Origin of the sequence: Parerythrobacter aurantius (assembly GCF_045291475.1) — a bacterium.
Lineage (GTDB): Bacteria > Pseudomonadota > Alphaproteobacteria > Sphingomonadales > Sphingomonadaceae > Parerythrobacter > Parerythrobacter aurantius.
On record NZ_CP147985.1, the window covers coordinates 1785742 to 1806862 of the forward strand.

At 64.3% G+C, this 21121-nt stretch carries 21 protein-coding genes and 1 tRNA gene; 14 read left to right on the top strand and 8 right to left on the bottom strand.

Annotation, left to right across the window (positions count from 1 at the left end):
• Nucleotides 1-152: 152 nt before the first annotated feature.
• The gene (infC, locus tag WAB17_RS08870; protein ID WP_435416998.1) at nucleotides 153-671 is read right to left on the bottom strand and encodes a translation initiation factor IF-3; all 519 of its coding nucleotides are present in this window, start codon (nucleotides 669-671) and stop codon (nucleotides 153-155) included.
• 145 nt (nucleotides 672-816) lie between these two features.
• The gene (pdeM, locus tag WAB17_RS08875; protein WP_435416999.1) at nucleotides 817-1506 is read right to left on the bottom strand and encodes a ligase-associated DNA damage response endonuclease PdeM; all 690 of its coding nucleotides are present in this window, start codon (nucleotides 1504-1506) and stop codon (nucleotides 817-819) included.
• Nucleotides 1507-1550: 44 nt separating this feature from the next.
• Here pdeM and hemF point away from each other — a divergent pair, with 44 nt between their 5' ends.
• The 5 genes from hemF to WAB17_RS08900 are packed head-to-tail and all read left to right on the top strand — an operon-like array spanning nucleotide 1551 to nucleotide 5259.
• The gene (gene hemF / locus WAB17_RS08880; protein WP_435417000.1) at nucleotides 1551-2408 is read left to right on the top strand and encodes an oxygen-dependent coproporphyrinogen oxidase; all 858 of its coding nucleotides are present in this window, start codon (nucleotides 1551-1553) and stop codon (nucleotides 2406-2408) included.
• Nucleotides 2399-3007, top strand: a complete 609-nt coding sequence (locus WAB17_RS08885; RefSeq protein WP_435417001.1) for a hypothetical protein — start codon at nucleotides 2399-2401, stop codon at nucleotides 3005-3007. Before hemF ends, WAB17_RS08885 begins: the two co-directional genes overlap by 10 nt.
• Nucleotides 3007-3279 (top strand): Rieske 2Fe-2S domain-containing protein, encoded by a 273-nt coding sequence (locus WAB17_RS08890; RefSeq protein ID WP_435417002.1) that lies wholly within the window; start codon nucleotides 3007-3009, stop codon nucleotides 3277-3279. The genes WAB17_RS08885 and WAB17_RS08890 overlap by 1 nt, the downstream gene beginning before the upstream one ends.
• Nucleotides 3279-4607: a TrkH family potassium uptake protein gene (locus WAB17_RS08895; protein WP_435417003.1), complete on the top strand. Its 1329-nt coding sequence runs from the start codon at nucleotides 3279-3281 to the stop codon at nucleotides 4605-4607. The genes WAB17_RS08890 and WAB17_RS08895 overlap by 1 nt, the downstream gene beginning before the upstream one ends.
• Nucleotides 4597-5259, top strand: a complete 663-nt coding sequence (locus WAB17_RS08900; RefSeq protein WP_435417004.1) for a potassium channel family protein — start codon at nucleotides 4597-4599, stop codon at nucleotides 5257-5259. The genes WAB17_RS08895 and WAB17_RS08900 overlap by 11 nt, the downstream gene beginning before the upstream one ends.
• On the opposite strand, the gene WAB17_RS08905 is transcribed toward WAB17_RS08900, so the two are convergent.
• The gene (locus tag WAB17_RS08905; RefSeq protein ID WP_435417005.1) at nucleotides 5256-6647 is read right to left on the bottom strand and encodes a patatin-like phospholipase family protein; all 1392 of its coding nucleotides are present in this window, start codon (nucleotides 6645-6647) and stop codon (nucleotides 5256-5258) included. The genes WAB17_RS08900 and WAB17_RS08905 overlap by 4 nt on opposite strands.
• A gap of 139 nt (nucleotides 6648-6786) precedes the next feature.
• Here WAB17_RS08905 and WAB17_RS08910 point away from each other — a divergent pair, with 139 nt between their 5' ends.
• Nucleotides 6787-8880, top strand: coding sequence for a RelA/SpoT family protein (locus WAB17_RS08910; RefSeq protein ID WP_435417006.1), 2094 nt, complete (start codon nucleotides 6787-6789; stop codon nucleotides 8878-8880).
• Nucleotides 8880-9239, top strand: coding sequence for a VOC family protein (locus WAB17_RS08915; protein ID WP_435417007.1), 360 nt, complete (start codon nucleotides 8880-8882; stop codon nucleotides 9237-9239). Before WAB17_RS08910 ends, WAB17_RS08915 begins: the two co-directional genes overlap by 1 nt.
• A gap of 110 nt (nucleotides 9240-9349) precedes the next feature.
• On the opposite strand, the gene WAB17_RS08920 is transcribed toward WAB17_RS08915, so the two are convergent.
• From WAB17_RS08920 to WAB17_RS08935, 4 genes are read right to left on the bottom strand one after another with little or no spacing between them, the layout of a single operon-like run.
• A complete protein-coding gene (locus WAB17_RS08920) occupies nucleotides 9350-9694 on the bottom strand; it encodes a DUF1905 domain-containing protein (RefSeq protein WP_435417008.1) in 345 nt (114 codons plus the stop codon).
• Nucleotides 9691-10776: a peptidylprolyl isomerase gene (locus WAB17_RS08925; RefSeq protein ID WP_435417009.1), complete on the bottom strand. Its 1086-nt coding sequence runs from the start codon at nucleotides 10774-10776 to the stop codon at nucleotides 9691-9693. Before WAB17_RS08925 ends, WAB17_RS08920 begins: the two co-directional genes overlap by 4 nt.
• A gap of 47 nt (nucleotides 10777-10823) precedes the next feature.
• Entirely contained in the window at nucleotides 10824-11024 is a 201-nt protein-coding gene (locus tag WAB17_RS08930; protein WP_435417010.1) for a hypothetical protein, read from the bottom strand.
• Nucleotides 11025-11058: 34 nt separating this feature from the next.
• Complete coding sequence (locus tag WAB17_RS08935) at nucleotides 11059-11463, bottom strand: metallopeptidase family protein (protein ID WP_435417011.1); 405 nt, start codon at nucleotides 11461-11463, stop codon at nucleotides 11059-11061.
• 146 nt (nucleotides 11464-11609) lie between these two features.
• Here WAB17_RS08935 and WAB17_RS08940 point away from each other — a divergent pair.
• The 4 genes from WAB17_RS08940 (at nucleotide 11610) to kduD (ending at nucleotide 15130) form a co-directional block, all read left to right on the top strand.
• A tRNA-Ser gene (locus tag WAB17_RS08940) sits at nucleotides 11610-11700 on the top strand.
• A 320-nt stretch (nucleotides 11701-12020) separates the two neighbouring features.
• The gene (locus tag WAB17_RS08945) at nucleotides 12021-13697 is read left to right on the top strand and encodes a hypothetical protein (RefSeq protein WP_435417012.1); all 1677 of its coding nucleotides are present in this window, start codon (nucleotides 12021-12023) and stop codon (nucleotides 13695-13697) included.
• 31 nt (nucleotides 13698-13728) lie between these two features.
• Complete coding sequence (locus tag WAB17_RS08950) at nucleotides 13729-14361, top strand: RpiB/LacA/LacB family sugar-phosphate isomerase (protein WP_435417013.1); 633 nt, start codon at nucleotides 13729-13731, stop codon at nucleotides 14359-14361.
• Between the two features lie 13 nt (nucleotides 14362-14374).
• Nucleotides 14375-15130 (top strand): 2-dehydro-3-deoxy-D-gluconate 5-dehydrogenase KduD, encoded by a 756-nt coding sequence (gene kduD, locus WAB17_RS08955; protein ID WP_435417014.1) that lies wholly within the window; start codon nucleotides 14375-14377, stop codon nucleotides 15128-15130.
• 4 nt (nucleotides 15131-15134) lie between these two features.
• Here the strand turns inward: kduD and WAB17_RS08960 are convergent, their stop codons facing one another.
• Entirely contained in the window at nucleotides 15135-16184 is a 1050-nt protein-coding gene (locus WAB17_RS08960) for a LacI family DNA-binding transcriptional regulator (protein WP_435417015.1), read from the bottom strand.
• 118 nt (nucleotides 16185-16302) lie between these two features.
• Here WAB17_RS08960 and WAB17_RS08965 point away from each other — a divergent pair, with 118 nt between their 5' ends.
• The 3 genes from WAB17_RS08965 to WAB17_RS08975 are packed head-to-tail and all read left to right on the top strand — an operon-like array spanning nucleotide 16303 to nucleotide 21121.
• On the top strand, nucleotides 16303-17109 hold the full coding sequence (locus WAB17_RS08965) for a 2-keto-4-pentenoate hydratase (RefSeq protein ID WP_435417016.1): 807 nt from the start codon (nucleotides 16303-16305) through the stop codon (nucleotides 17107-17109).
• Nucleotides 17106-18383, top strand: a complete 1278-nt coding sequence (locus WAB17_RS08970; protein ID WP_435417017.1) for an MFS transporter — start codon at nucleotides 17106-17108, stop codon at nucleotides 18381-18383. The genes WAB17_RS08965 and WAB17_RS08970 overlap by 4 nt, the downstream gene beginning before the upstream one ends.
• Nucleotides 18384-18412: 29 nt before the next feature.
• Nucleotides 18413-21121: a TonB-dependent receptor gene (locus WAB17_RS08975; protein WP_435417018.1), complete on the top strand. Its 2709-nt coding sequence runs from the start codon at nucleotides 18413-18415 to the stop codon at nucleotides 21119-21121.

Here is a 21121-nt window from a genome sequence, read left to right on the forward strand (position 1 = left end):
CGGGGCGGGGCCACTGTGCGCGCGGCCGTGCGGGATGTGTTACCCGCACGGCGTGTGCGCAACGGCTGGCTGTCGATGAAACGACCGCAGCAATCGACCAATGGCAACAGTAGCGGACCGGCGAACGGCCCCGGCCGCCCGGGCTCCGAACCCTACTTGGGGGCCAGCACCATGAGCATCTGGCGCCCTTCGAGGCGCGGGAAGCTCTCGACCTTGGCGATTTCCTCGACATCGTCGCGGACGCGGTTGAGAAGGTCCATGCCGAGTTGCTGGTGCGCCATTTCGCGCCCGCGGAAACGCAGGGTCATCTTGACCTTGTCGCCTTCCTCGATGAATTTCACGACGCTGCGCATCTTCACATCGTAATCGTGCTTGTCGATGTTGGGGCGCATCTTGATTTCCTTGATGTCCTGGGTCTTCTGCGTCTTGCGCGCCAGGTTGGCTTTCTTCTGCGCTTCGTAGCGGTATTTGCCGACATCGAGGAACTTGGCCACCGGCGGGTCCGCATTGGGGGACACTTCGACGAGGTTGAGGCCCAGTTCGTTGGCCTGTTCCATCGCTTCGCGGGTGTACATGACCCCGAGGTTCTCGCCTTCGTGATCGATCACGCGGACCTTGGGGGACTGGATGAGATTGTCGTATCGCGGACCGCTCTTGACCGGCGGCTGCATGGAACGACGAGGTGGACGGGCTATGGGGCTTTCTCCTGTTATGGCCTGTTCGGGTGGCGGCTATGTAGGCGCGCCGTCGCGGATTCGCAAAGATTCAGGGCGCTGCGGGAAAAATTCCCTCGGCCCTGTTGCAAGGGCGCGCCTGTTACGCTGCTGCACGCCAGAGCGGGAAGGTCGAAAGCCTGCCGCGTACTGGTAGCAGTGCATCGATACGGTGCGAGGGTTGCAACGCCTTGAGGATCGCCGGATCGCCTGCGTCCATGCCGCCGGTCAGCGTGCCGAAGGCTGGCAGGATCATGCGGTCGCTGGTTGCGCTCTTCGCCCGGACGGCGCAGGGGCGGCTGATATGCCGCTGGCGGATCTTCACGCGCAGCTTGGGATGGTAATGGCCGGACAGTTCGGGCCGCGTCTCGCCCCGGCGCGCCTGGTGGCGCAGCACGATCCCTGCGATCTCCAGTTCCTCGGCCACCGCGCCGCCATAGGTGCGGTGCAGCACCTCGTCATGGTTGCCGGTGATCCAGGCCCAGTCGAGCGAGCGCGTCAGCGCCTCGAGCATCCCCGCCGCATGGGGTTCGAGCCGCGTCGTGCCGTCCTCGTCGTGAAAATTGTCGCCCAAAGTGATGACGCGCCGCGCGCCCGTCGCCTTCACCGCGTCGGCCACCCGTTCCAGCGTGGCGCGACTATCGTAGGGCGGCAGCATCTGGCCGTGGCGGGCATAGAAGCTCGCTTTCTCGAGGTGCAGATCGGCCACCAGCACGGCCCGCTCGCGCGGCCAGTAGATCGCCTGGTCTTCGGTGAGGACGAGTTCTTCCGACGCGAACGAAAAGGGAACCATGGCTTTCACTTGCCGCCTCCCGCTCGCTTTGGCAAGTGTGCGCAATGACCGACTGGACACCCCATACTGCCCGCGCGAAGGAATGGTTCGAAACTTTGCGCGATTCCATTTGTGCCGAGTTCGAGGCGATCGAGCGCGAGGCCGGCTCCGACGCTTCGTTCCGGTACACCGCCTGGGACCGCGAGGAAGAAGGCAATCCCGATCCCGGCGGCGGGGTGCAGGGCCTGATGAAGGGCAAGGTGTTCGAAAAGGTCGGGGTCAACGTCTCGACCGTGAAGGGCAATTTCTCGCCTGAGTTCGCCGCGCAGGTCAATGGCGCGAGTGCGGAACAGCCGGGCTTCACCGCCACCGGCATCAGCCTGGTGGCCCATATGGCCAACCCGCATGTCCCCGCGGTGCACATGAACACCCGCTTCCTGACGACGCAGGCTGCGTGGTTCGGCGGCGGCGCGGACCTCAATCCGCCGATCCCGTACGAGGAGGACACCGAGGAGTTCCACGCCCGCTTCCGCGCCGCCTGCATGGGGCACAACCCGACCTATTACGAACGGTTCAAGAAGTGGGCCGACGACTATTTCTTCATCCCGCATCGCGGCGTCCATCGCGGCGTGGGCGGGATTTTCTACGATCATCTCGAATGCACGGACGACGCCGCGTTCGAGCGCAACCTGGCCTTCACGCAGGATGTCGGCAGGGCCTTCCTCGACATCTATCCGAAGCTCGTCCGCCGCCGGATGGAAAGCGCTTTCACACCCGCTGACAAGCTGACCCAGCTCGAATGGCGCGGGCGCTATGCCGAATTCAACCTCGTCTATGACCGGGGCACGCTGTTCGGCCTCAAGACCGGCGGCAATATCGACGCCATCCTGATGAGCCTGCCGCCCGAAGCGGTATGGACTTGATGGAGGTCGCGCAGGCCGACCGCGACGCGTTTTCCGGACGCGCATCGTCGATCGACTACGCCGCCACCCAAGATCTCTACTATCTCGGCAATTACGTCCGCCAGATTCCGTCGAACCTCGCGCGGATGATGGAGAACGCACATGATTGGGAGCACCTCCCTTTCGTCCATCCCTCGTCCTTTGCGGCCATCGCAGCGGTCGAAAGCGGCCCATGGGGCTGGCGCTGCAAGACTGCGCTTCCGAACGATGGCGGCGATCAGCTGATCGAGCTGCTGGTCGATAACGACCGGCATTATTGGGCGACCACCGTGGTCGAGGGGCCGGGAAAGGGGACGCAGATCCACACGCAGGCCAGCGCGCTCGATGCGGGCGGAATCGAAGTCGAGGTACGCTTCTACCTGCCGCTGGCGCCGCAGAGCGCGGAGCAGGGGGCGATGATCCTCGGCTACCTCCAGACGCAATACGCCACGCTCTATGACGAGGACGAGGCGCTGATGCTGGGCGGCAGGCCGCGCTGGACGAGCGCAAGGCGCTGCTTGGCCGGGCGCGGAGCGACACGCTCGACATGGGGCCGGTGTCCGCGCTTGATCCGGCTTTAGTGCATGAGGGCGTGCTGGGCCGCGAACCGGTGCTGGTTCGCTTTTGGCAGGACCGCTGGATCGCTCATGCCGCGCGCTGCCCGCACGCTCTGGCGCCGCTGCGTGAAGGCCGGTTGGACGAGCTCGGCGGTCTCACCTGCCCTTGGCACGGTTACCGCTTCGACCTGCGGTCGGGCAGGGAGGATTACAGGCGCTGCGGTCCCCTCCAACTCCTTGAAACCGCGGTCGAGAATGCTCGACTGATCGTCAGGGCCGCTGTATCGCGCGGCTGATGCGCGCGCTTCGCCACCCCGTCAGGCTGATCCCCGTGCTGTTCGCACTGGCGATAGCCATCGGGACGGTGCTGCTGATGCTGCCCGCCTCCAGCGCCGACGGCAGCGGTGCGCCGTTCCTTGCGGCGCTGTTCACCTCTACTTCGGCGGTCTCGGTCACCGGGCTGATCGTGGTCGATACGCAGACCTACTGGTCGGGTTTCGGGCAGGGCGTCATCCTGCTGCTGATCCAGGTCGGCGGGCTCGGCATCATGACGGCGGCGACCTTGCTCGGGCTGATGGTCGGGCGCGGCTTCGGACTGCAGATGCGCATGGCCACCCATGTCGAGCGCAACCGCCTGACGGGGCGCAACGCCGCCTCGGTTCTCAGGATGGTGCTGGCAATCACCCTGTTCATGGAAGTCGCGATCGCCGTCGTCCTGATTTCCCGCTTCGCTGCAGCCTATGATTTTACCCTCGGCCAGTCGGTCTGGCACGGGGTGTTCCATTCGATCAGCGCGTTCAACAATGCGGGTTTCTCTACCTTCACGGCTGGCATGATGGATTACCAGGGCGACGGGTTGATCCTGCTGCCGATCATGCTGGCGATCATTGCAGGATCGCTCGGCTTCCCGGTCTACGAGGATTGGCGCGAACACCGCTTCGATACGAAGCGATGGACACTGCACAGCCGTATCACGCTGGCCGGGACGGGCTTCCTGCTGCTGACCGGCTTCCTCGCGCATCTGGCGATGGAATGGACCAACCCGGCAACGCTGGGGCCGATGGGGACAGGCGACAAGCTGCTCAATGCCGCGTTTCACGCGGTCATGCCGCGCACCGCCGGGTTCAACAGCCTCAATGTCGGCGATTTCCGCGAAGAGACGCTGGTCGCCAATTACATCCTGATGTTCATCGGCGGCGGCTCGGCCGGCACGGCGGGCGGGGTCAAGGTCACGACCTTCTTCGTGCTGGTCGCCATCGTCCTTGCCGAAGTTCTGGGACGGCGCGACGCGGCCATGTTCGGTCGCCGCTTCGGACACAAGGTCGAGCGGCAGGCCCTGACCGTCGTCGCGCTGGCGCTATTCCTGATTGTCGGGGCGACCATGTTCATTACCTCCGTCACGAACCTGCTGCTCAAGGACGTCCTGTTCGAGACGATCTCCGCCTTCGCCACCGTCGGCATGTCGACCGGGATCACCGCGGGCCTGCCCCCGTCGGCGCAAGCTGTGCTTATCCTGCTGATGTTCGTCGGCCGGGTCGGCACCATCACCACGGCTGCCGCGCTGGCGATGCGCGGCGGCGACCGCAAGTATCGCTACCCCGAGGAGAATCCCATTGTCGGCTGACAAACGCGCCCCTGTCCTGGTCATCGGCCTCGGCCGTTTCGGCAGTGCCGTCGCCTGCTCGCTGGAGCGGATGGGGCATGAAGTGCTGGGCATCGAAAGCGACCCGGCGATCGTCGACGATCACCGCGACCTGCTGACACAGGTGGTGGAGGGCGACTCGACCGAGGTCGCAACCCTCGACCAGCTGGGCTGTGCGCAGTTCGAATCGGCGGTGGTCGGGATCGGGGCCAATATGGAAGCGAGCGTGCTGACGGTGCTGGCGCTGGTGGACCTCGGCGTGCCGAATATCTGGGCCAAGGCGAATAACGAACGGCACGGCCGCATCCTCGAACGGACCGGGGCGCACCATGTCGTTTTCCCCGAGCAGAAGATGGGCGAGCGGGTGGCGCGCCTGCTCAACGAGAACCTGCTCGATTTCATTTCCTTCGGCGATGACTTCGGCATTGCGCGGCTGCGGCCGCCCGAACTCATCCTGGGCCTCCCGCTGGTGACCAGTGCCTGCCGCAAGAAATACGAGATCACCGTGGTCGGGGTGAAGCGCGAAGGCGAGGATTTCATCCACGCCACGCCCGACACGATCATCCTGCCGGGCGACGAGCTGGTCGTTTCCGGGTTGGTCGAGAAAATCGAGGCTTTCGCCGCAATCCGCTAGCGGCCCCAGCCGGCGTCCGCCACCTTGGCTTTGCCATAGGCGATGAGGCACCGCATGTAGCGCTTGTGGAACTGGATCGGATTGTCTTGGGCAATGTCGATCGCCATCCACCTGGCACAGGTCAGCTGTCCGCTGTTCCCGGCGTTGAGCGGGGCGGGCAAGGCGATGCCGAACTGCGCCACATCGGGGGCAATGCGCAGGAAGTTGAAACACCCCGCATCCTCGCAGGCTTCCGCCTCCACCGATGCGGCCGAGAACCGGTAGACCTGGTTTACCAGCAGCCGTTCCGATCGCAGGGCGAGCGCGAGGATGTTCCAGTCCTTGTGCTGGCCCTCGCTGGTCCAGGCGGGCGGATCGCCGCTGCAATCGGCAGGGTTTTCCTTGGGGCAGGCATTGGGCGGCAGGGTCAGCGTTCCGTCGATGACGGCATAGACTCGCGGCGGTGCGGGCGCGTTGTCGTCGCTTTCCGCTGCCCGCTTGCGCGCCTTGAACGCCTCTATCACCGAATCCCCGAACAGGCCGAAGCGGACGCCGCCGTCGATGAACATCGTGTTGTCGATGAAGACCGGCGGTGCCGCCATCGGGGTGGAGGACGAGGCGACGATCGCATCGACATAGCAATCCAGCCAGCGCGCCGCCTTGCCCTGGTGGTTGGAGACGTAGCGGGTCGCCATGTCGCCCATGTCGAAGGCGATGCCGTCGCCCGTGTCGGCATCGACTGCCCCAACATAGAGCCGGCGCCCATCGGCATGCCGGCGCGCCACTTCCGCCAGTGCCGTCGTCGCCCGGACGGCACCACTGGCATCGGTCACTTCGTAGCTTTTGGTGAGAAAGCCTTCGAGCCGCCCCTTGAGCGGGTCGAGATCGGCAAAGGCGCCCTTTTTCAGCAGGTCGAGATAGTTCGCCGCGTCCGGCTTGCCGTCCTTGGGCTTGCTGTAGACGTCGATCAGCTGGCTTTCGCTGTCGATGGTATAACCGTCGGCGGCGAAGTGGCCCTTGTCGACGAAGGCGAAGGTGGACAGGATCGCCCCTGTCGAAATCCCGGTCACGACCTGCAGGTCGGGAATGTCGCCATCGCCGCCCCAGCCGCTGAGGATTCCCGCGCCATAGGCGCCGTGTTCGCTGCCCCCGGAAAGAAACAGGACCTTGGCCTCCTCGCCGCGCTCCGCACCATTGTCGTGCGCGGCCAGGCTGCTTTCGATCACCTGCGCGAAGGGCGACAATGGCCCGCGCGCGTTTTCCCGGTCGTCGGGTATGTCCACGGTCAGCCGGTGGGCGACGAAGTTGCACATGTCGCCCTGCGCCGTCAGCGGCGCCTTCTGGTTGATGGTGCATCCACTGGCGGTTACCGCCAGAGCCAGGACCGCCGCCGCAATCTTTGCCCGCATCCCGTCCCCCACCCGATGCCTTAGATGGCAGTGACGATAGCGGGCGGCTGCGAAAAGGCGAGGGGCCAGGATCGCATTTTGCCCGGACAGTTCTTTTTGCATTGCAATATGCCACCATGCGGCCACATTCTGGTGGAGCATGCTGCGCCAGTACGAACTGATAGAACGGGTCAAGGAATACGACCCCGACGCCGACGAGGCGCTGCTCAACCGCGCCTATGTCTATACCGTGCAGAAGCACGGCAGCCAGAAGCGCGCCAGCGGCGACCCTTATTTCAGCCATCCGGTCGAAGTGGCGGGCCTGATGACCGACCTGAAGCTCGACCAGGATTCGATCATCACGGCGCTGCTGCACGATACCGTCGAGGACACGCTGGCGACGATCGAGGATATCGAGAAGAATTTCGGGCCCGATGTCGCGCGGCTGGTCGACGGGGTGACCAAGCTCAGCAAGATCGAGCAGATGCCCGAGAACGAGCGCGCGGCGGAGAACCTGCGCAAGTTCCTGCTGGCGATGAGCGAGGACATCCGTGTGCTGCTGGTCAAGCTGGGTGACCGGCTGCACAACATGCGCACGCTGCATCACATCAAGTCGCCGGAAAAGCGCCAGCGGATCGCGCGCGAGACGATGGATATCTATGCCCCGCTGGCCGAGCGGATCGGCATGTACGAATACATGCGCGAGATGCAGTTGCTGGCCTTCGAACAGCTCGAGCCGGACGGGTACAAGACCATCACCGAACGCCTGGCGGAACTGCGCAAGCAGGATGGCGGGCAGGTCGATGCCATCGCCCTGGCGATCAAGCAGGCGCTGGCGGAGGCGGGCCTCAAGGTCGAAGTCTCGGGCCGCGAGAAGCATCCCTATTCGATCTGGCAGAAGATGGCGGAACGCCACGTCAGCTTCGAACAGGTCAGCGATATCTTCGCCTTCCGCATCATCACCGAAAGCGTGGCCGATTGCTATCGCGCGATGGGCGTGCTGCACACCGTCTGGCAGTTCATCCCCGGGCGGTTCAAGGATTACATTTCGACGCCCAAGACCAACGGCTACCGGTCGCTCCATACCTCGCTGATCTACGAGAATTCGATGCGGGTGGAGGTGCAGATCCGGACCCGCGAGATGCACCAGAGGAACGAGTTCGGCCTTGCCGCCCACTGGGCCTACAAGCAGCACGAAACGCCGGACGGGCAGGTTGGCTGGCTGCGCGACCTGATCGAGATCGTCGATGCCAGCCACGATGCCGAGGAACTGCTCGAGCACACCCGCATGGCGATCTACCAGGATCGCATCTTTGCCTTCACGCCCAAGGGCGCGCTGTTCCAGTTGCCGAAGGGGGCGACGCCGGTCGATTTCGCCTTTGCCGTCCACACCGACCTGGGGGCGCAGACCGTCGGGGCCAAGATCAACGGCCGGCACATGCCGCTGCGCACGGCGCTGGGCAACGGCGATGTGGTCGAGATCATCAAGGGCAAGGAAGCCGAACCGCAGTTGAGCTGGCTCGCCTTCGTCGTCACCGGCAAGGCCCGCGCCTCGATCCGCCGCGCCGTCAGGCTGAAGGAACGCGCCGAAGTCGCGGAACTGGGCCGCAAGCTTTACGACGACATTGCCGACCGTGTGCCCGCGAAGATCGGCAAGAAGGCACTGCGCGAGGCGCTTCGCCGGCTTGGGATCGAGGACGAGGAAGACCTGATGTACGCCATCGGCGCGGCCCAGATTTCCGACCTCGACGTCATGGAAGCGCTGGTGCCCGGCTGCACGGCGGAATTCGAGAACGAAGCCCCGGCCTGGTCGAAGCGCGACAAGGCGATTTCCATCCGCGGGCTTACCGCCGGGGTCGGCTACACCCTCGCCGATTGTTGCCATCCGGTGCCGGGCGACCGGATCGTCGGAACGCGCAAGCCGGGCGAGGGGGTGGAAGTCCACACCATCGACTGCCTGACGCTTGCGAGCGGGATCGATCGCGACTGGATCGACCTGCAATGGGGCCAGCGCAGCCAGGGCGCTGTCGGGCGGCTCAGGGTCACGCTCTACGACCGGCCCGGGACGCTGGCGGAGATGGCGACCATTTTTGCCAAGAACCATGTCAACGTGACCCATCTCGAGCAGACGCAGCTCGATCATCCCTTCACCGCCTACGAAGTCGATCTGGAGGTGCAGGACCTTGCCCACCTGACCCGCATGCTCAGTGCGCTGCGCGCGAGCGACGCGGTCGCCCAGGCAGAACGCATCTGATGGCGGTGTTGGGCCTCGACCATGTCCAACTGGCGATTCCGGCGGGCGGCGAGGATCAGGCACGGGCGTTCTGGGTCGGGCTGCTTGGCCTCACGGAAGTGCCCAAGCCGCCGCAACTCTCCCCTGCCGGGTGCTGGTTCAACGGCGGGTCGCTCAGCCTGCATCTGGGCGTGGACAGGGACTTCCGCCCCGCGACCAAAGCGCATCCCGCGCTGCTGGTCGACGATCTCGACGGGCTGCGCGCAAGGCTGGAGACGGCAGGCCATCCGACCCGCGATGACACAGCGATAGAAGGCTACGCCCGCTTCTTCGCCGACGACCCGTTCGGCAACCGGGTGGAGTTCATGCAGCGGGTATGAATCTTGTCTAGAATCCACGTCGCCCCGGACCCGATCAGGGGCCCCGCTTTTCATCGGGCGCAGCGCCAAAGGCAGCGGGACCCCGGGTCAAGCCCGGGGCGACGGCAGAATCAGAGAAGTTCGAGCGTAAGGCTGACAGGGTCGCCCACGACCAGATCCTCCGCGCGCAGGACCTTCTTCCCGACCAGCAATATCCATGTCTTTTCTTGCGTTACCGCTCCGCTGCTTGAGTGCGGCATCTTGGACGGAAACACCGAAGTCTTCCACCTCGTCCCGCCGACCTGCGCCCAGCACTTGACCGAGCCGAACCCGCGCCGCGTGCCGTATTCGAGCCGCTGCAAGGTCGCATGCATGGTGATGGCCTCGGCCGGTTCGCCGGAAATGCGGACAAGATGGTAAGACGCCGAGCCGTCCCACAGCACCAGCGGCGTGGTCAGCGAGAGCGTGTCGCTCACTCCGCGACCGGGCGCACCGGCACGGGGATGTTGCAGATATCCGCGCCGCCCGCAGGCACGATGAAGAAGGCATCGCGGCGGTTGGCGCGCGCGTCGGCGTATTGCGCGAAGCTTTCGCTCTCGGTCGAGAGATACTCGAACTTCGGCTGTTCGGCGGCGGGCAGGTCGCTGGCGACGCGGACGGTCAGGATCGGGGTGCGCTTGTCGAACTCCTCCTCGGCATAGAAGCCCAGGTCGCCCTTGCCGCGCGGCAGCGAGGAGAGGAACTCCATCCCCGCAATTACCCGCCCGACCAGTGCGATATTGCGATCGAGATGCCGCGGCGCATGGCCAATCACGGTGTAGAGCTCCGCCCCCGAGCCAGTGTCCGGCGAATAATTCCGCCCGACCCCGACCATGCCGTAGCAGTGGGTGGGTGCAACCGTTGGGCTTTTCCCATCGCTTTCAAACATCGCGATAGGCCATCCGTCGACGACATAGGTTTCTAAGGAAAAACTATCCGCCCGGATCGTGCGCATCGTGGAACCAATCCTCTCTAGGTCAGCTTCACTCAAGGTTTGGGCCTCGGGGCCCGCAAAACGGAGCATTGACTTAAGGGCACCCACTCGTTGTGTTTCGGTGACTGGATAGATTGGCCGACCAAACACCTCTTGAAGGTATATGTGATACTCATCCTCCCCCATCACCTTCAGCCCCTTCGGTAGCGGCTTGGTCTCGCCGGTCGCTTCGGGGTTGTCGTAATTGGGATCGCCCCACTGGACGACGTAATTGTCCTGGACCCGGTTGACGCTGATGTTGTCGTACCACTTGGCGCGGGCGAGGGTGCGGATGTTGCCGACCCAGCCCTGGCTGAACGGCGCAGGCATCAGCTGGATTATCACCTGGCGCGCATTGCCTTGCGGGTCCGGGGCGAGGGTCATCACCAGCAGGTCCTCTGCCGGAATCGAAACCCAGTCAGCGGCAGGCGCGGCGGCGACGATCTCGCCGGGTGAAGGTGCTCCCTGCGGTGCCTCCTGTGCAGCCAGCGGCAAGGTGAGGGCCAGAGCGACAAGCGCGGCGACCGAAGGAGTTTTACCTGTCATGCCGCGCACCCTGCCACGCGGCGCGCCGAACGCAAGCCCTGCCCGCGTCAGTTCATCATGTCTTCGTAGAGAAAGGCATATCGGCGGTGCGCGCTCGTATCGCGGGTCAGGTCGAGCGTGCCCCGACGCTTGAAAAACCGTACCCCCGCCTTGACGCGTGAGGCCATGCCCCGAGGGCTGCGATAGAGTTCGTCGCCGCGGATGATGTCCGGGCTGGGCGTGTGAACGGGGGTCGGGGATTGTGCCATGGCATTCGAACGCACCAAGGGGCGTCAGCGTTCCTCAATCGGCGGCATCTTCCAGCGCATGGATATCCTCGTCGCTCAGCCCGAAGTGATGGCCGACCTCGTGGATCACCACATGCGCGACCAGGTGCTCCAGCGTCTCGTCCCCGCGCTCGGCCCATTCGTCGAGGATCGGGCGGCGGAACAGGCGGATGCGGGTGGGCAGCGTGCCCGACATTTCGATGCTGCGCTCGGTCAGCGCGTGGCCTTCGTAGAGGCCGGTCAGCTCGAACGGGTCCTCGATCCCCATCTCCGCCAACGTTTCCTCGTCGGCGAAATCCTCGACCTGTAAGACGACGTCGCCCATTTCGGAGCGGAACACTTCCGGCAGCCGTTCGAGCGCGGCGAGGCCGAGTTCTTCCATCTCTTCGAGGCTGATCGGGGTGCCGAAGCTGCGGGTCATCGACGCGAGGTAGGCCGAGGTGCTTGCGCCTGCAAGCCGGCGCCGCTAGAGGCCCGCGTTCTTGTTTGGCCTATCGCACCCAAGTAGCGAAGCGGAAGGACGATACACCCGTCCTCAAGCAGCGAAGCGGTAGGACAACAAGATGCGGAGCAGTGGCCGAGTGGTCGAAGGCGCACGCCTGGAAAGTGTGTATACGGTAACCCCGTATCGAGGGTTCGAATCCCTCCTGCTCCGCCAAAAGGGCTCGCCCGAGAGGGCGGGCCCTTTTGGCGTTGTAGGAGTGGTGGACGAACCCTTGTTCGGAGTCGAAGCGCAGCGAAGACGTCCGCAGCGAAGCGAAGGAAATCCCTCCCGCTCCGCCACCCTGCCACTGTGGCGGGACCCCGCCTCCTTTGATCGCCATCATGAAGGCCCGCCCTATACAACAGCCGGTTCAATGTTGACACCGGTGTCTTTTTTGATCATTCATGTTGTCTGCCGGCTCGCAATGCGGTTGCGAACCGGTGTTCCGACGGGAGGGGAAGGCAATTCACCAGAGCGTGGTTTTGGTTGCGGCCATGGTCGCACTGGGATGCGGCAGCTACGCCGTTACGGGGGATCGCGCGAAGGCGCCGGCCATTATTGCGGACCCCGCCGTCGCAAGGGCCAATCCCCTGCCTGACTTCAGCTATGCCGGCTACGGCTTCGGCATGGCGGACATCCCCGACGATCCTGGAACCGTGCTGGACGTGTCCGATTACGGGGCCATTGCCGACGACGGCAGGGACGATGCCAAGGCCGTCCTGAAGGCGATCGCGGCGGCAGATGGGATCGAAGGCCGGGTCACCGTGCGCTTTCCAGCCGGACGCTTCCAGATCGGCGAGATTATCCCCATCGAACGCAGCGACCTTGTCCTCGACGGCGCCGGGCCAGCCGAGGGCGGGACCGAGCTCTATTTTCCGCGTCCCCTCCGGGTCGTCGATACGTCCGGCCGCCAGGACGAACTGCGCGCCTACCTGAAACGCGAAAACAAGTTCCAGGTCGAGCCCGACCAGAACATCAACTTCCTGTTTTCAGAATACAGCTGGTCGGGGGGCTTCATCCTCGTCGGTCCCAAGGATGCTGCCCCGGTGGCGTATGCCAGCGAAAGCGAGAAGGGCAGCCGGATCCTTGCTCGCGGGGTCGCGGGACGGCAGTTCGATCGACGCCTTACCGTCGGCGACACCAGCCGGCTCGAGGTCGGGCAGGCCGTGCAGTTGCAATGGTTCGCCCCGGATGGCCCGGACAGCGCGCTGCTCAAATCGATGTACGGTGACATCGCGCGCTGGAACGACAAGCAGTCCGATCCCGACCTCCGGCTGAACATCGGCCAGCGCCATTGGGAATCGGACAAGCGGCCGACCGTGGCGCAGACCACGCGCATCGCTGCCATCGACGGGGACGCCGTAGTTCTCGGCGATCCCTTGATGCACGCCGTCTCGGCCGCGCAGCCCGCGCACCTTGCCGAATGGAACCACCTTAGCGGTGTCGGCATCCAGGATCTCAAGTTCACCTTTCCCTACAGCCCCTGGTACGGTCATCACCTGGAGCAGGGTTTCAACGCGATCTACATGACCGGCCTGTTCGACGGCTGGGCGCGCAATCTCGTGATGGAGAACGCCGACAGCGCAATACTGACGGACGATGCCGCCTCCCTGACCATTTCCAAGGTCACGACGACGGGCAATCACAAGGCACACTACGCGGTCCATGTCGGCGCGGTGCACAATGTGCTTGTGCAGGACCTGAGGGTAGAGAACCCGGTGATCCATCCGCTCAGCGTCAATACGCGCTCGACGCGCTCGGTTTTCCAGCGGGCCACCGTGCTGCGCGACGGCATCATCGACCAGCATAGCGGCTCCAACCACCAGAACCTGTTCGACCAGATCGTGATGTCGATCAAACCGCGCAAGCGCGGCGGCGCGTGGACTTACCGGCTGTGGGAAGGCGGCGGCGCACCTTACTGGAAGCCGGGCCACGGGCTGATGAACACCCATTGGAACATCCGCCTCGAGATAGCCGGGGATATGCCCGAAAGCGAGGTCGTCAGGATTACCAGCGGACTGGAAGGGCCGGGCGCGCGCATTGTCGGATTGCACGGCAACCGCCGCTTCGAAGTGGACTATCGGCCCGATCCCTACATCGAAGGAACAAACGCCGTCCCGGCCATCCCGTCGCTCTACGATTACCAGCTTGCCCGCCGCCGGGCGCGCTGATCAAGTTCCACCCCATTTCCGGATCCGACCCATGAACATCGCTCTCATCATCGAAAACAGCCAGGCTGCGAAAAGCTCGATCATCCACGACGCGCTGGTCGCCGTGGCCGGCGAACACGGCCACACGGTTCATCACTACGGGATGTACACGCCCGAGGATGAGGCTTCGCTGACCTATGTCATGAACGGACTGCTGACGGGGATCGTGCTCAATGCGGGGGCCGCGGATTTCGTCGTCACCGGCTGCGGGACGGGCATGGGTTCCATGCTTGCCTGCAACGCCATGCCGGGAGTGTTCTGCGGCCTCGTCATCGATCCGACCGATGCCTTCCTGTTCAGCCAGATCAACGACGGCAATGCCATGTCCATGCCCTATGCCAAGGGCTTCGGCTGGGCGGCGGAACTCAACCTGCAGGATTGCTATCGCAAGATCTTCGAGAATGTCGGGGGTGCCGGCTATCCGAAGGAAAGGGCGGCGATCATGGCGACAAACCGCGGCATCCTGAAAGACCTCAAGGCGGCGGCATCGCGCGACATGATCGAGGTGCTGCGAGCGGTGGACCAGGACCTGCTGCGGGCCGCGATTGCAGGCGAAAACTTCGACGGGCTTTTCTATCCGAACTGCAAGGACGATAGCATCGCATCGTACCTGCGCAGCCTTTGACGGTCGTCGCGCGGTGATCAATCCTTTCGACCTTACCGGCCGCGTCGCCCTGGTCACGGGCGCCAACACCGGCATCGGCCAGGCAATCGCGATCGCGCTGGCAGCCGCAGGGGCGGATGTCGCCCTGGCCGGGCGGTCGGCGGCCGAAGAAACGCTCAGCGCCGTGCGGGCACTCGGCCGTAGCGGCATGCTCATCGCCGCCGACCTGTCGTCCGCGTCACCTGCCGGCGATGTCATCGAAAAGGCTATCGCCGGGCTTGGCGGGCTGGATATCCTCGTCAACAACGCCGGCATCATCCGGCGGGCCGACGCGGTGGACTTCACCGAGGAGGATTGGGATGCGGTCATCGACACCAATCTGAAATCGCTGTTCTTCCTCTCGCAGGCGGCAGCGCGGCGGATGATGGAAACCGGTGGCGGCAAGATCGTCAACATCGCCTCGATGTTGAGCTTCCAGGGCGGCGTGCGCGTGCCGAGCTATACCGCGGCCAAGTCGGCCGTCGCCGGATTGACCAAGGCGCTGGCGAACGAATGGGCGGCAGCCGGCATCAATGTGAACGCCATCGCGCCGGGATACATCGCCACTAACAACACCGCAGCGCTCCAGGCCGACGAGGTCCGCAACCGGCAAATACTCGAGCGTATCCCGGCGGGCCGGTGGGGCAATCCCTCCGATATCGGCGGCGCAGCGGTGTTCCTTGCCTCCGCCGCATCCGACTATGTCAACGGCCATATCCTCGCCGTCGATGGAGGATGGCTGGCACGCTGAACGGTCAGGCCCGCGAGCCAGCCTCGGGCGGGCCCACCGTGTCGCGCGCCACCACTTCGGAGGGCAGGATCGTCGGGACGGCGAGCGCCTGGTCGTGGCCGAGGAGGCGCCCGGCAACCTTTTCGGCCGCAAGTTCGCCCATTTCGATCAGCGGCCAGCGCACCGTGGTGAGCGACGGCCAGATGTGTTGCGCCGTAGGGCTGTCGTCGAAACCGATGACCGACAGCTCGCGCGGTATCGCGAGGCCCATTTCCAGGGCGACATGCATGACGCCAGCTGCCATTTCGTCATTGCTGGCGAAGATCGCCGTGGGGCGATCCTCCCGGTGCAGCAGGGCCTGGCCGGCCGCAACGCCGGATTCGAACCGGTAGTTTCCCGGCGCGCACAGGCTGGGATCGAGGGTCAGCCCGGCGGTCCGAATGGCGGCCTGGAACCCCTGTTCGCGTTCGGCGGCCGAGCGGAAGCCTTCCGGGCCCCTCACGAACCCTATCCGTGTGTGGCCGGCCTGCGTCAGCAGCCGGCACGCGGCCGCCACAGTTTCGCTGTCGTTCGAGGCGACGCAGCGGTCCGGCGCATCGAGCGGCGCCGAACCGACGCGGACATAGGGAATGTCCAGCGACGAACACAGCCGGGCGAGGTCGTCGCGCTCCGAGATGGGTGGCAGGATCAGCACGCCAAGCGGGCGATGTCGGGTCAAGAAACCGCGCACGTCGTCGAGCATGTGCGGCGACGTCCGATCGACCGGTCGGACAGCCAGGGCAAGGTCGCTGTTCGCAATGGCCCGCAACACACCCTTCTGGAAATTCAGGACAGTCTGGGCATTGGGATTGTCGTGCAACAGGACCAGGGTCATGTTGCGGCGACGGGCCAGCGCCCGGGCCTGGGGATTGGGGACATAGCCGAGCTCGGCTATCGCCTGCTCGACCTTCCCCCGGGTCTCGCCCTTCAAGCCGCTCTCGCGGTTTATGACCCGGCTTACCGTTTTCTTCGACACGCCCGCGCGCGCGGCGACGTCGTTTATGGTCGGTTGGGCGGTGCGTGCGGATGAGCTCATAGGAATGACGCGAGATAGCGCGCGACGAGGGTAAATCGCAAGCGGATAACCTCCTCCCGCTCATGTTTGACACCGGTGTCAAAATGCTGCATGGATGCATCGGGGAGAGGGAGATTCGATGCAAAATTCGATCGCCGCGATATTCGTCGAGGCACGTCGCACGGGTGCGGTAGTCGATGCGTATCCGGGCGAAGCTCCCTCGAGTCTCGAGGCGGCCTATCGCATTCAGGACGACGCCATCGCGCGTAGCCGCAGAACAATCGGCGGCTGGAAGGTGGGGCGCATCGCTTCCGATCTCGCTGCCAAGTTCGGCGCCGAGCGGATAGCCGGACCGATATTCGCCGACTCCATCGTCGCATCGCTGCCGGGGACAGTCCCGAGCGTGCCGCTGCTTACCGGATTTGCTGCCATCGAAGCGGAGTTGCTGCTCCGCGTGAAAAACACGCCGCCGTCCGGGCTGACGCTCGCAAAGGCACTGGATTACGTGGACGAGGTGCGCTTCGGTCTCGAAGTGGCTAGCTCGCCGTTTCCCGGCATCAACGATTTCGGCCCGACCGTCACGGTGAGCGATTTCGGCAACAATTTCGGCCTCGTGCTGGGCCCCCCGATAGAGGACTGGCGGGGCCGCGACTTGCTGGCTGCACCGGTACAATTGTCGATCGACAGCCACGTGGTCGGTCGGGCGTGTCTGCAGGACATGCTCGACGGTCCATTCGGGGCATTCTGCTTCCTGGCCGATTGCCTGCACCGGCGCGGGCACGTGCTGGAACCCGGTCACTGGGTATCGACAGGGGCCATTACGGGGGTCCATCCCTTCGCGCCCGGCGAACGGGCCGATGCGACCTTCGATGATGCCTATTCCGTCGCGTGCCGCGGCGTAGCCTTCGTCGAAGGCGCAGGAATTGCCGGGAGGGCACCGCAATGAGCGGCGCCACCCCGCCGCCCCGCGTCGGCAGATACCGCTGGGGCATCGTCGCGCTGCTCTTTTTCGCGACCACGGTAAACTATATCGACCGGACCATGCTCGGGCTACTCAAGCCCGACCTCGCGCTCGAACTGGGGTGGAGCGAGGATGACTACGGCAACATAGTCACGGCTTTCCAGGCCGCCTATGCGATCGGCTTCCTAATCTTCGGCGCGATCATCGACCGCTTCGGCCCGCGCATCGGCTATGCCATCGCGATCGCGGTCTGGACCGTCGGGCACGTTGCACACGGTTTCTCGTCATCGATAGCGGCATTCATGGCATCGCGCGTGGTTCTGGGGCTGGGCGAGGCTGGCCATTTCCCGTCCGTCGTTCGTGCCAGCAGCGAATGGTTTCCGCAGAAGGAACGGTCCTACGCGATCGGTTGGGTCAATTCGGCGACCACTATCGGAGTGATCCTCACTGCGCCGACACTCGCCCTGTTCATGGGCGTGCTGGGCTTCGACTGGCGGACGACCTTCATCGTGACCGGGTTTTTCGGCGTATTGCTGCTTGTGCTCTGGCTCGTGCTCTACGGCAATCCGCGCGATCGTGACGGTGTCAGCAAGGGGGAACTGGCATGGATCGAACACGATCCGCCGGAAAAGGTCGAGCAGCTGGTCTGGGGCACCATTGCAAGGCGACGCGAAGCCTGGGCCTTTGCCGTGGCGAAACTGCTCACCGATCCGGTGTGGTTTCTGATGCTGTTCTGGCTGCCGAGTTTCTTCAGCCAGACTTACGGCGTCGACCTCAAGGTCATGCTTTTGCCGATGATCGTCATGTATCTCATCTCCGACGTCGGCAGCATTGCAGGCGGCTGGCTGTCGTCGCGGCTCATCCAGCGCGGTTACAGCGTCAATCGCGCGCGCAAGTTCACGATGGCCCTGGCCGGTCTGTGCGTAATGCCGATCCTGTTCGTCACCACGATCGATGACATGTGGATCGCAGTCGGGCTGATCGGCCTTGCGCTCGCGGGCCATCAGGCTTTTTCCACTAACCTACTGTCGCTGCCGCCCGACATGTTTCCCAAGCGCGCGGTCGGTTCGGTCATCGGTCTCGGCGGCTTCATGGGCGGGATCGGCGGCATGGTAATGGCCAAGTCCACCGGGCTGGTGCTCGACGCCACCGGCGGGGACTACACGGTCATCTTCGCGGTCTGTACGACGGTTTACTTCATCGCCTTGCTTGCAATTCACGCGCTGTCGCCGCGTCTCGAGCGGGTAGAGATTTCTTAGCATAACAAGGTTCAGGAGAGGGTATCGAAATGGCCAACGAAATCGAAATGACACCGGTTACCTCTAGCGGTAGCGCATCCGTGCGGAGCGTCCCCGGCCTGCGTTGGGCGCGGAGCGTCCTGTTGGTATCCGTCGCCTCGATCGGATTCGGCGCGACGCCGGTCCTCGCCCAGTCGGCTCCTGAACAGGCGGACGATCCGGCAACGGAGCCCGTTGCGGGCGAAGGCGAAGGGATCATCGTTACCGGCATCCGCGGCTCGCTTGAAAAAGCCGCGCAGATCAAGCGCGATTCCTCCCAGATCGTCGATGTCATCACCGCCGAGGATGTAGGCAAGCTACCTGACGCCAATGTCGCCGAGGCTCTGCAGCGTGTGACGGGGGTGCAGATCACCCGCGTGTTCGGCGAAGGCCAGGCGGTGAACATCCGCGGCCTGCAACAGGTGCGCGTCGAAGTCGACGGGCGAACCCTGCTCGGTTTCTCGGCCAGGGTTTCGCCGCCCGAGAACGACAATCTCGGCCGCTCGTCGGGTCTCGATGCCGTCCCGTCTTCGGTGTTCGGCCGGCTGGAAGTCCGCAAATCGCCGCTCGCCAGCCAGGCGGAAGGCGGCCTGGGCGGCACAGTGAACCTGTTCACCCCGAAGCCGTTCGACTTCCGCAAGACGACGCTGTCCGTCCGCGCACAGGGGACCTACTCGGACGGCGCCGACAAGTTCGAACCGGCCTTCACCGGGCTTTTCACCACCAAGTTTGCCGACGGCAACATCGGCATCCTGCTCGCTGGCGAATACCAGAAGCGCACGTCCAGCCTCCAGCTGTTTGAACGCAACAACTGGCTCAATCGCCGCAACGGGGGCACCACCGACGTCCTAGCGCCGCTGCTCCTCCAGTACGAAAACGTCGACATCGACCGTTCGCGCTACGGTGTGAACGGCGCGCTGCAATTCAGCATCGGTGACAACTTCGTCCTGACCGCCGATGCGCTCTATTCCAAGGTGGAAGCCGATCGCACCAACCAGGCGATTACCTTCAATCTGCCGACCAGCAACACGGCAACGATCGTGACCAATGCCGTCAACGAGGGCGGCTACCTTGTGGCCGGCACAGCCACCGGTCGTGTCCGCGTCCAGAACCAGCGTCGGCAGGACCCGACCGACAATTTCCTGGCCGGTCTCAACGGCAAGTTCGACGACGGTACTCTCAGCCTCGAAGCGGACGCTTACTATAGCCGCGGTACCTTGCGGCAGCAGATCGAGGTCGTGGTTCTCGACAGCGTCACCAATGTGGTGGGCAGGTACGATTTCCGCGACGGCCCGATACCCAGCCTGACGCTGGAGCGCCCTGCGGGTACGCCCTTCGACCCCAACCTCGTCAGCAACTTCATATTTCCGACAAGCGGCACGCTCACTTTGCGCGCCAACCTGCTTCCTGCCACGCTGGAGGAATGGACCGGAAAGTTCGACGTCGGATATGACGGCGGCTCAGGTGTCGTTGTCCGCGCCGGGGTCCGTTACGTCGACCTCAGCGCGGAATCGGATTCCTTCCGCAGCCGCGGCCTCGCGACGGCAGCCGAATTGGCGCCCTTCGCGGTGCCCGGCAATCCGGATTTCCTCGATCGTATCCCGGGCTCGTTCCCGCGCAGCTTCCTGAGCTATTTCCCCGATCCGGACTTCCTCATCCCGCGGGTCACCGCCACGGAACCGCCGCTTGCGACGCAGGAGGCGAGCCCTAACGGATATCGCCGGAACGTCGATCGCGACTATGATCTGAGCGAAAAGACCCTCAGCGGATATTTCATGTTCGACGCCGAGGGCGAGCTGTTCGGCATTCCCGCCAAGGTCAATGCCGGCGTGCGTGTCTCGCATACCAAGTTCCGGGTGGACACTTTCTCGCTCCTGCGGGGCGTGTCCGTGCTGACCACCGACCGCAACAGCTACACCAACGTGCTGCCGAGCGCGAACGTCACTTTCAACGTGACGGACGATTTCCTCGCCCGCATTTCGGCATCGCAGACCATGCAACGCGCCGGGCTGGCGGATCTTGCCCCCAGCACCTTCGTCAACCAGACGAACCTCACGTCCGGGGGCGGCAACGCGCAGCTGACGCCGCCGATTTCGACCAACTTCGACGTGTCGTTCGAATACTACACCGGCCGCAGCTCGCTCTTCTCGGCGGCGTTGTTCTACAAGGATGTCGAGGATTTCATCGCGACCGGCACGATCGAGGAAATCATCCCCGGGTTCGAATCCGACGGGCCCTACCGCACGTCCCGGCCCTTCAACATTGCGTCGGCAAAGGTGCGGGGCTTCGAGGTCGGAATGCAGCAGTTCCTGGACTTCCTTCCATCGCCGTTCGACGGTCTCGGGGTGATTGCCAACTACACCTATGCCGACAGCGAAGACAGCAACGGCTTCCCCCTCGTTGCGACGTCGAAGCACAGCTACAACCTCGTCGCGCTCTACGAAAAAGGCCCGGTATCGGCCCGTGTGGCGTATAACTGGCGGGACGATGCCGTCTTCGAGTTCACACAGGGGCGACCCGAGGTGATCGCTGCCCGCTCGCAGCTGGATGCGCAGCTAGGTATCGACCTTACCGACAGGATTGCCCTGTCGTTCCAGGCGCAAAACCTCATCCCCGAGGATTCGGCGACGGTCGAGATCAGCAACTTCAACCCGACGGCGCTCAACAGCTATGCCCTGTCGGAGCGACGGCTTAGTGTCGGCGTGCGCGCCAAGTTCTAG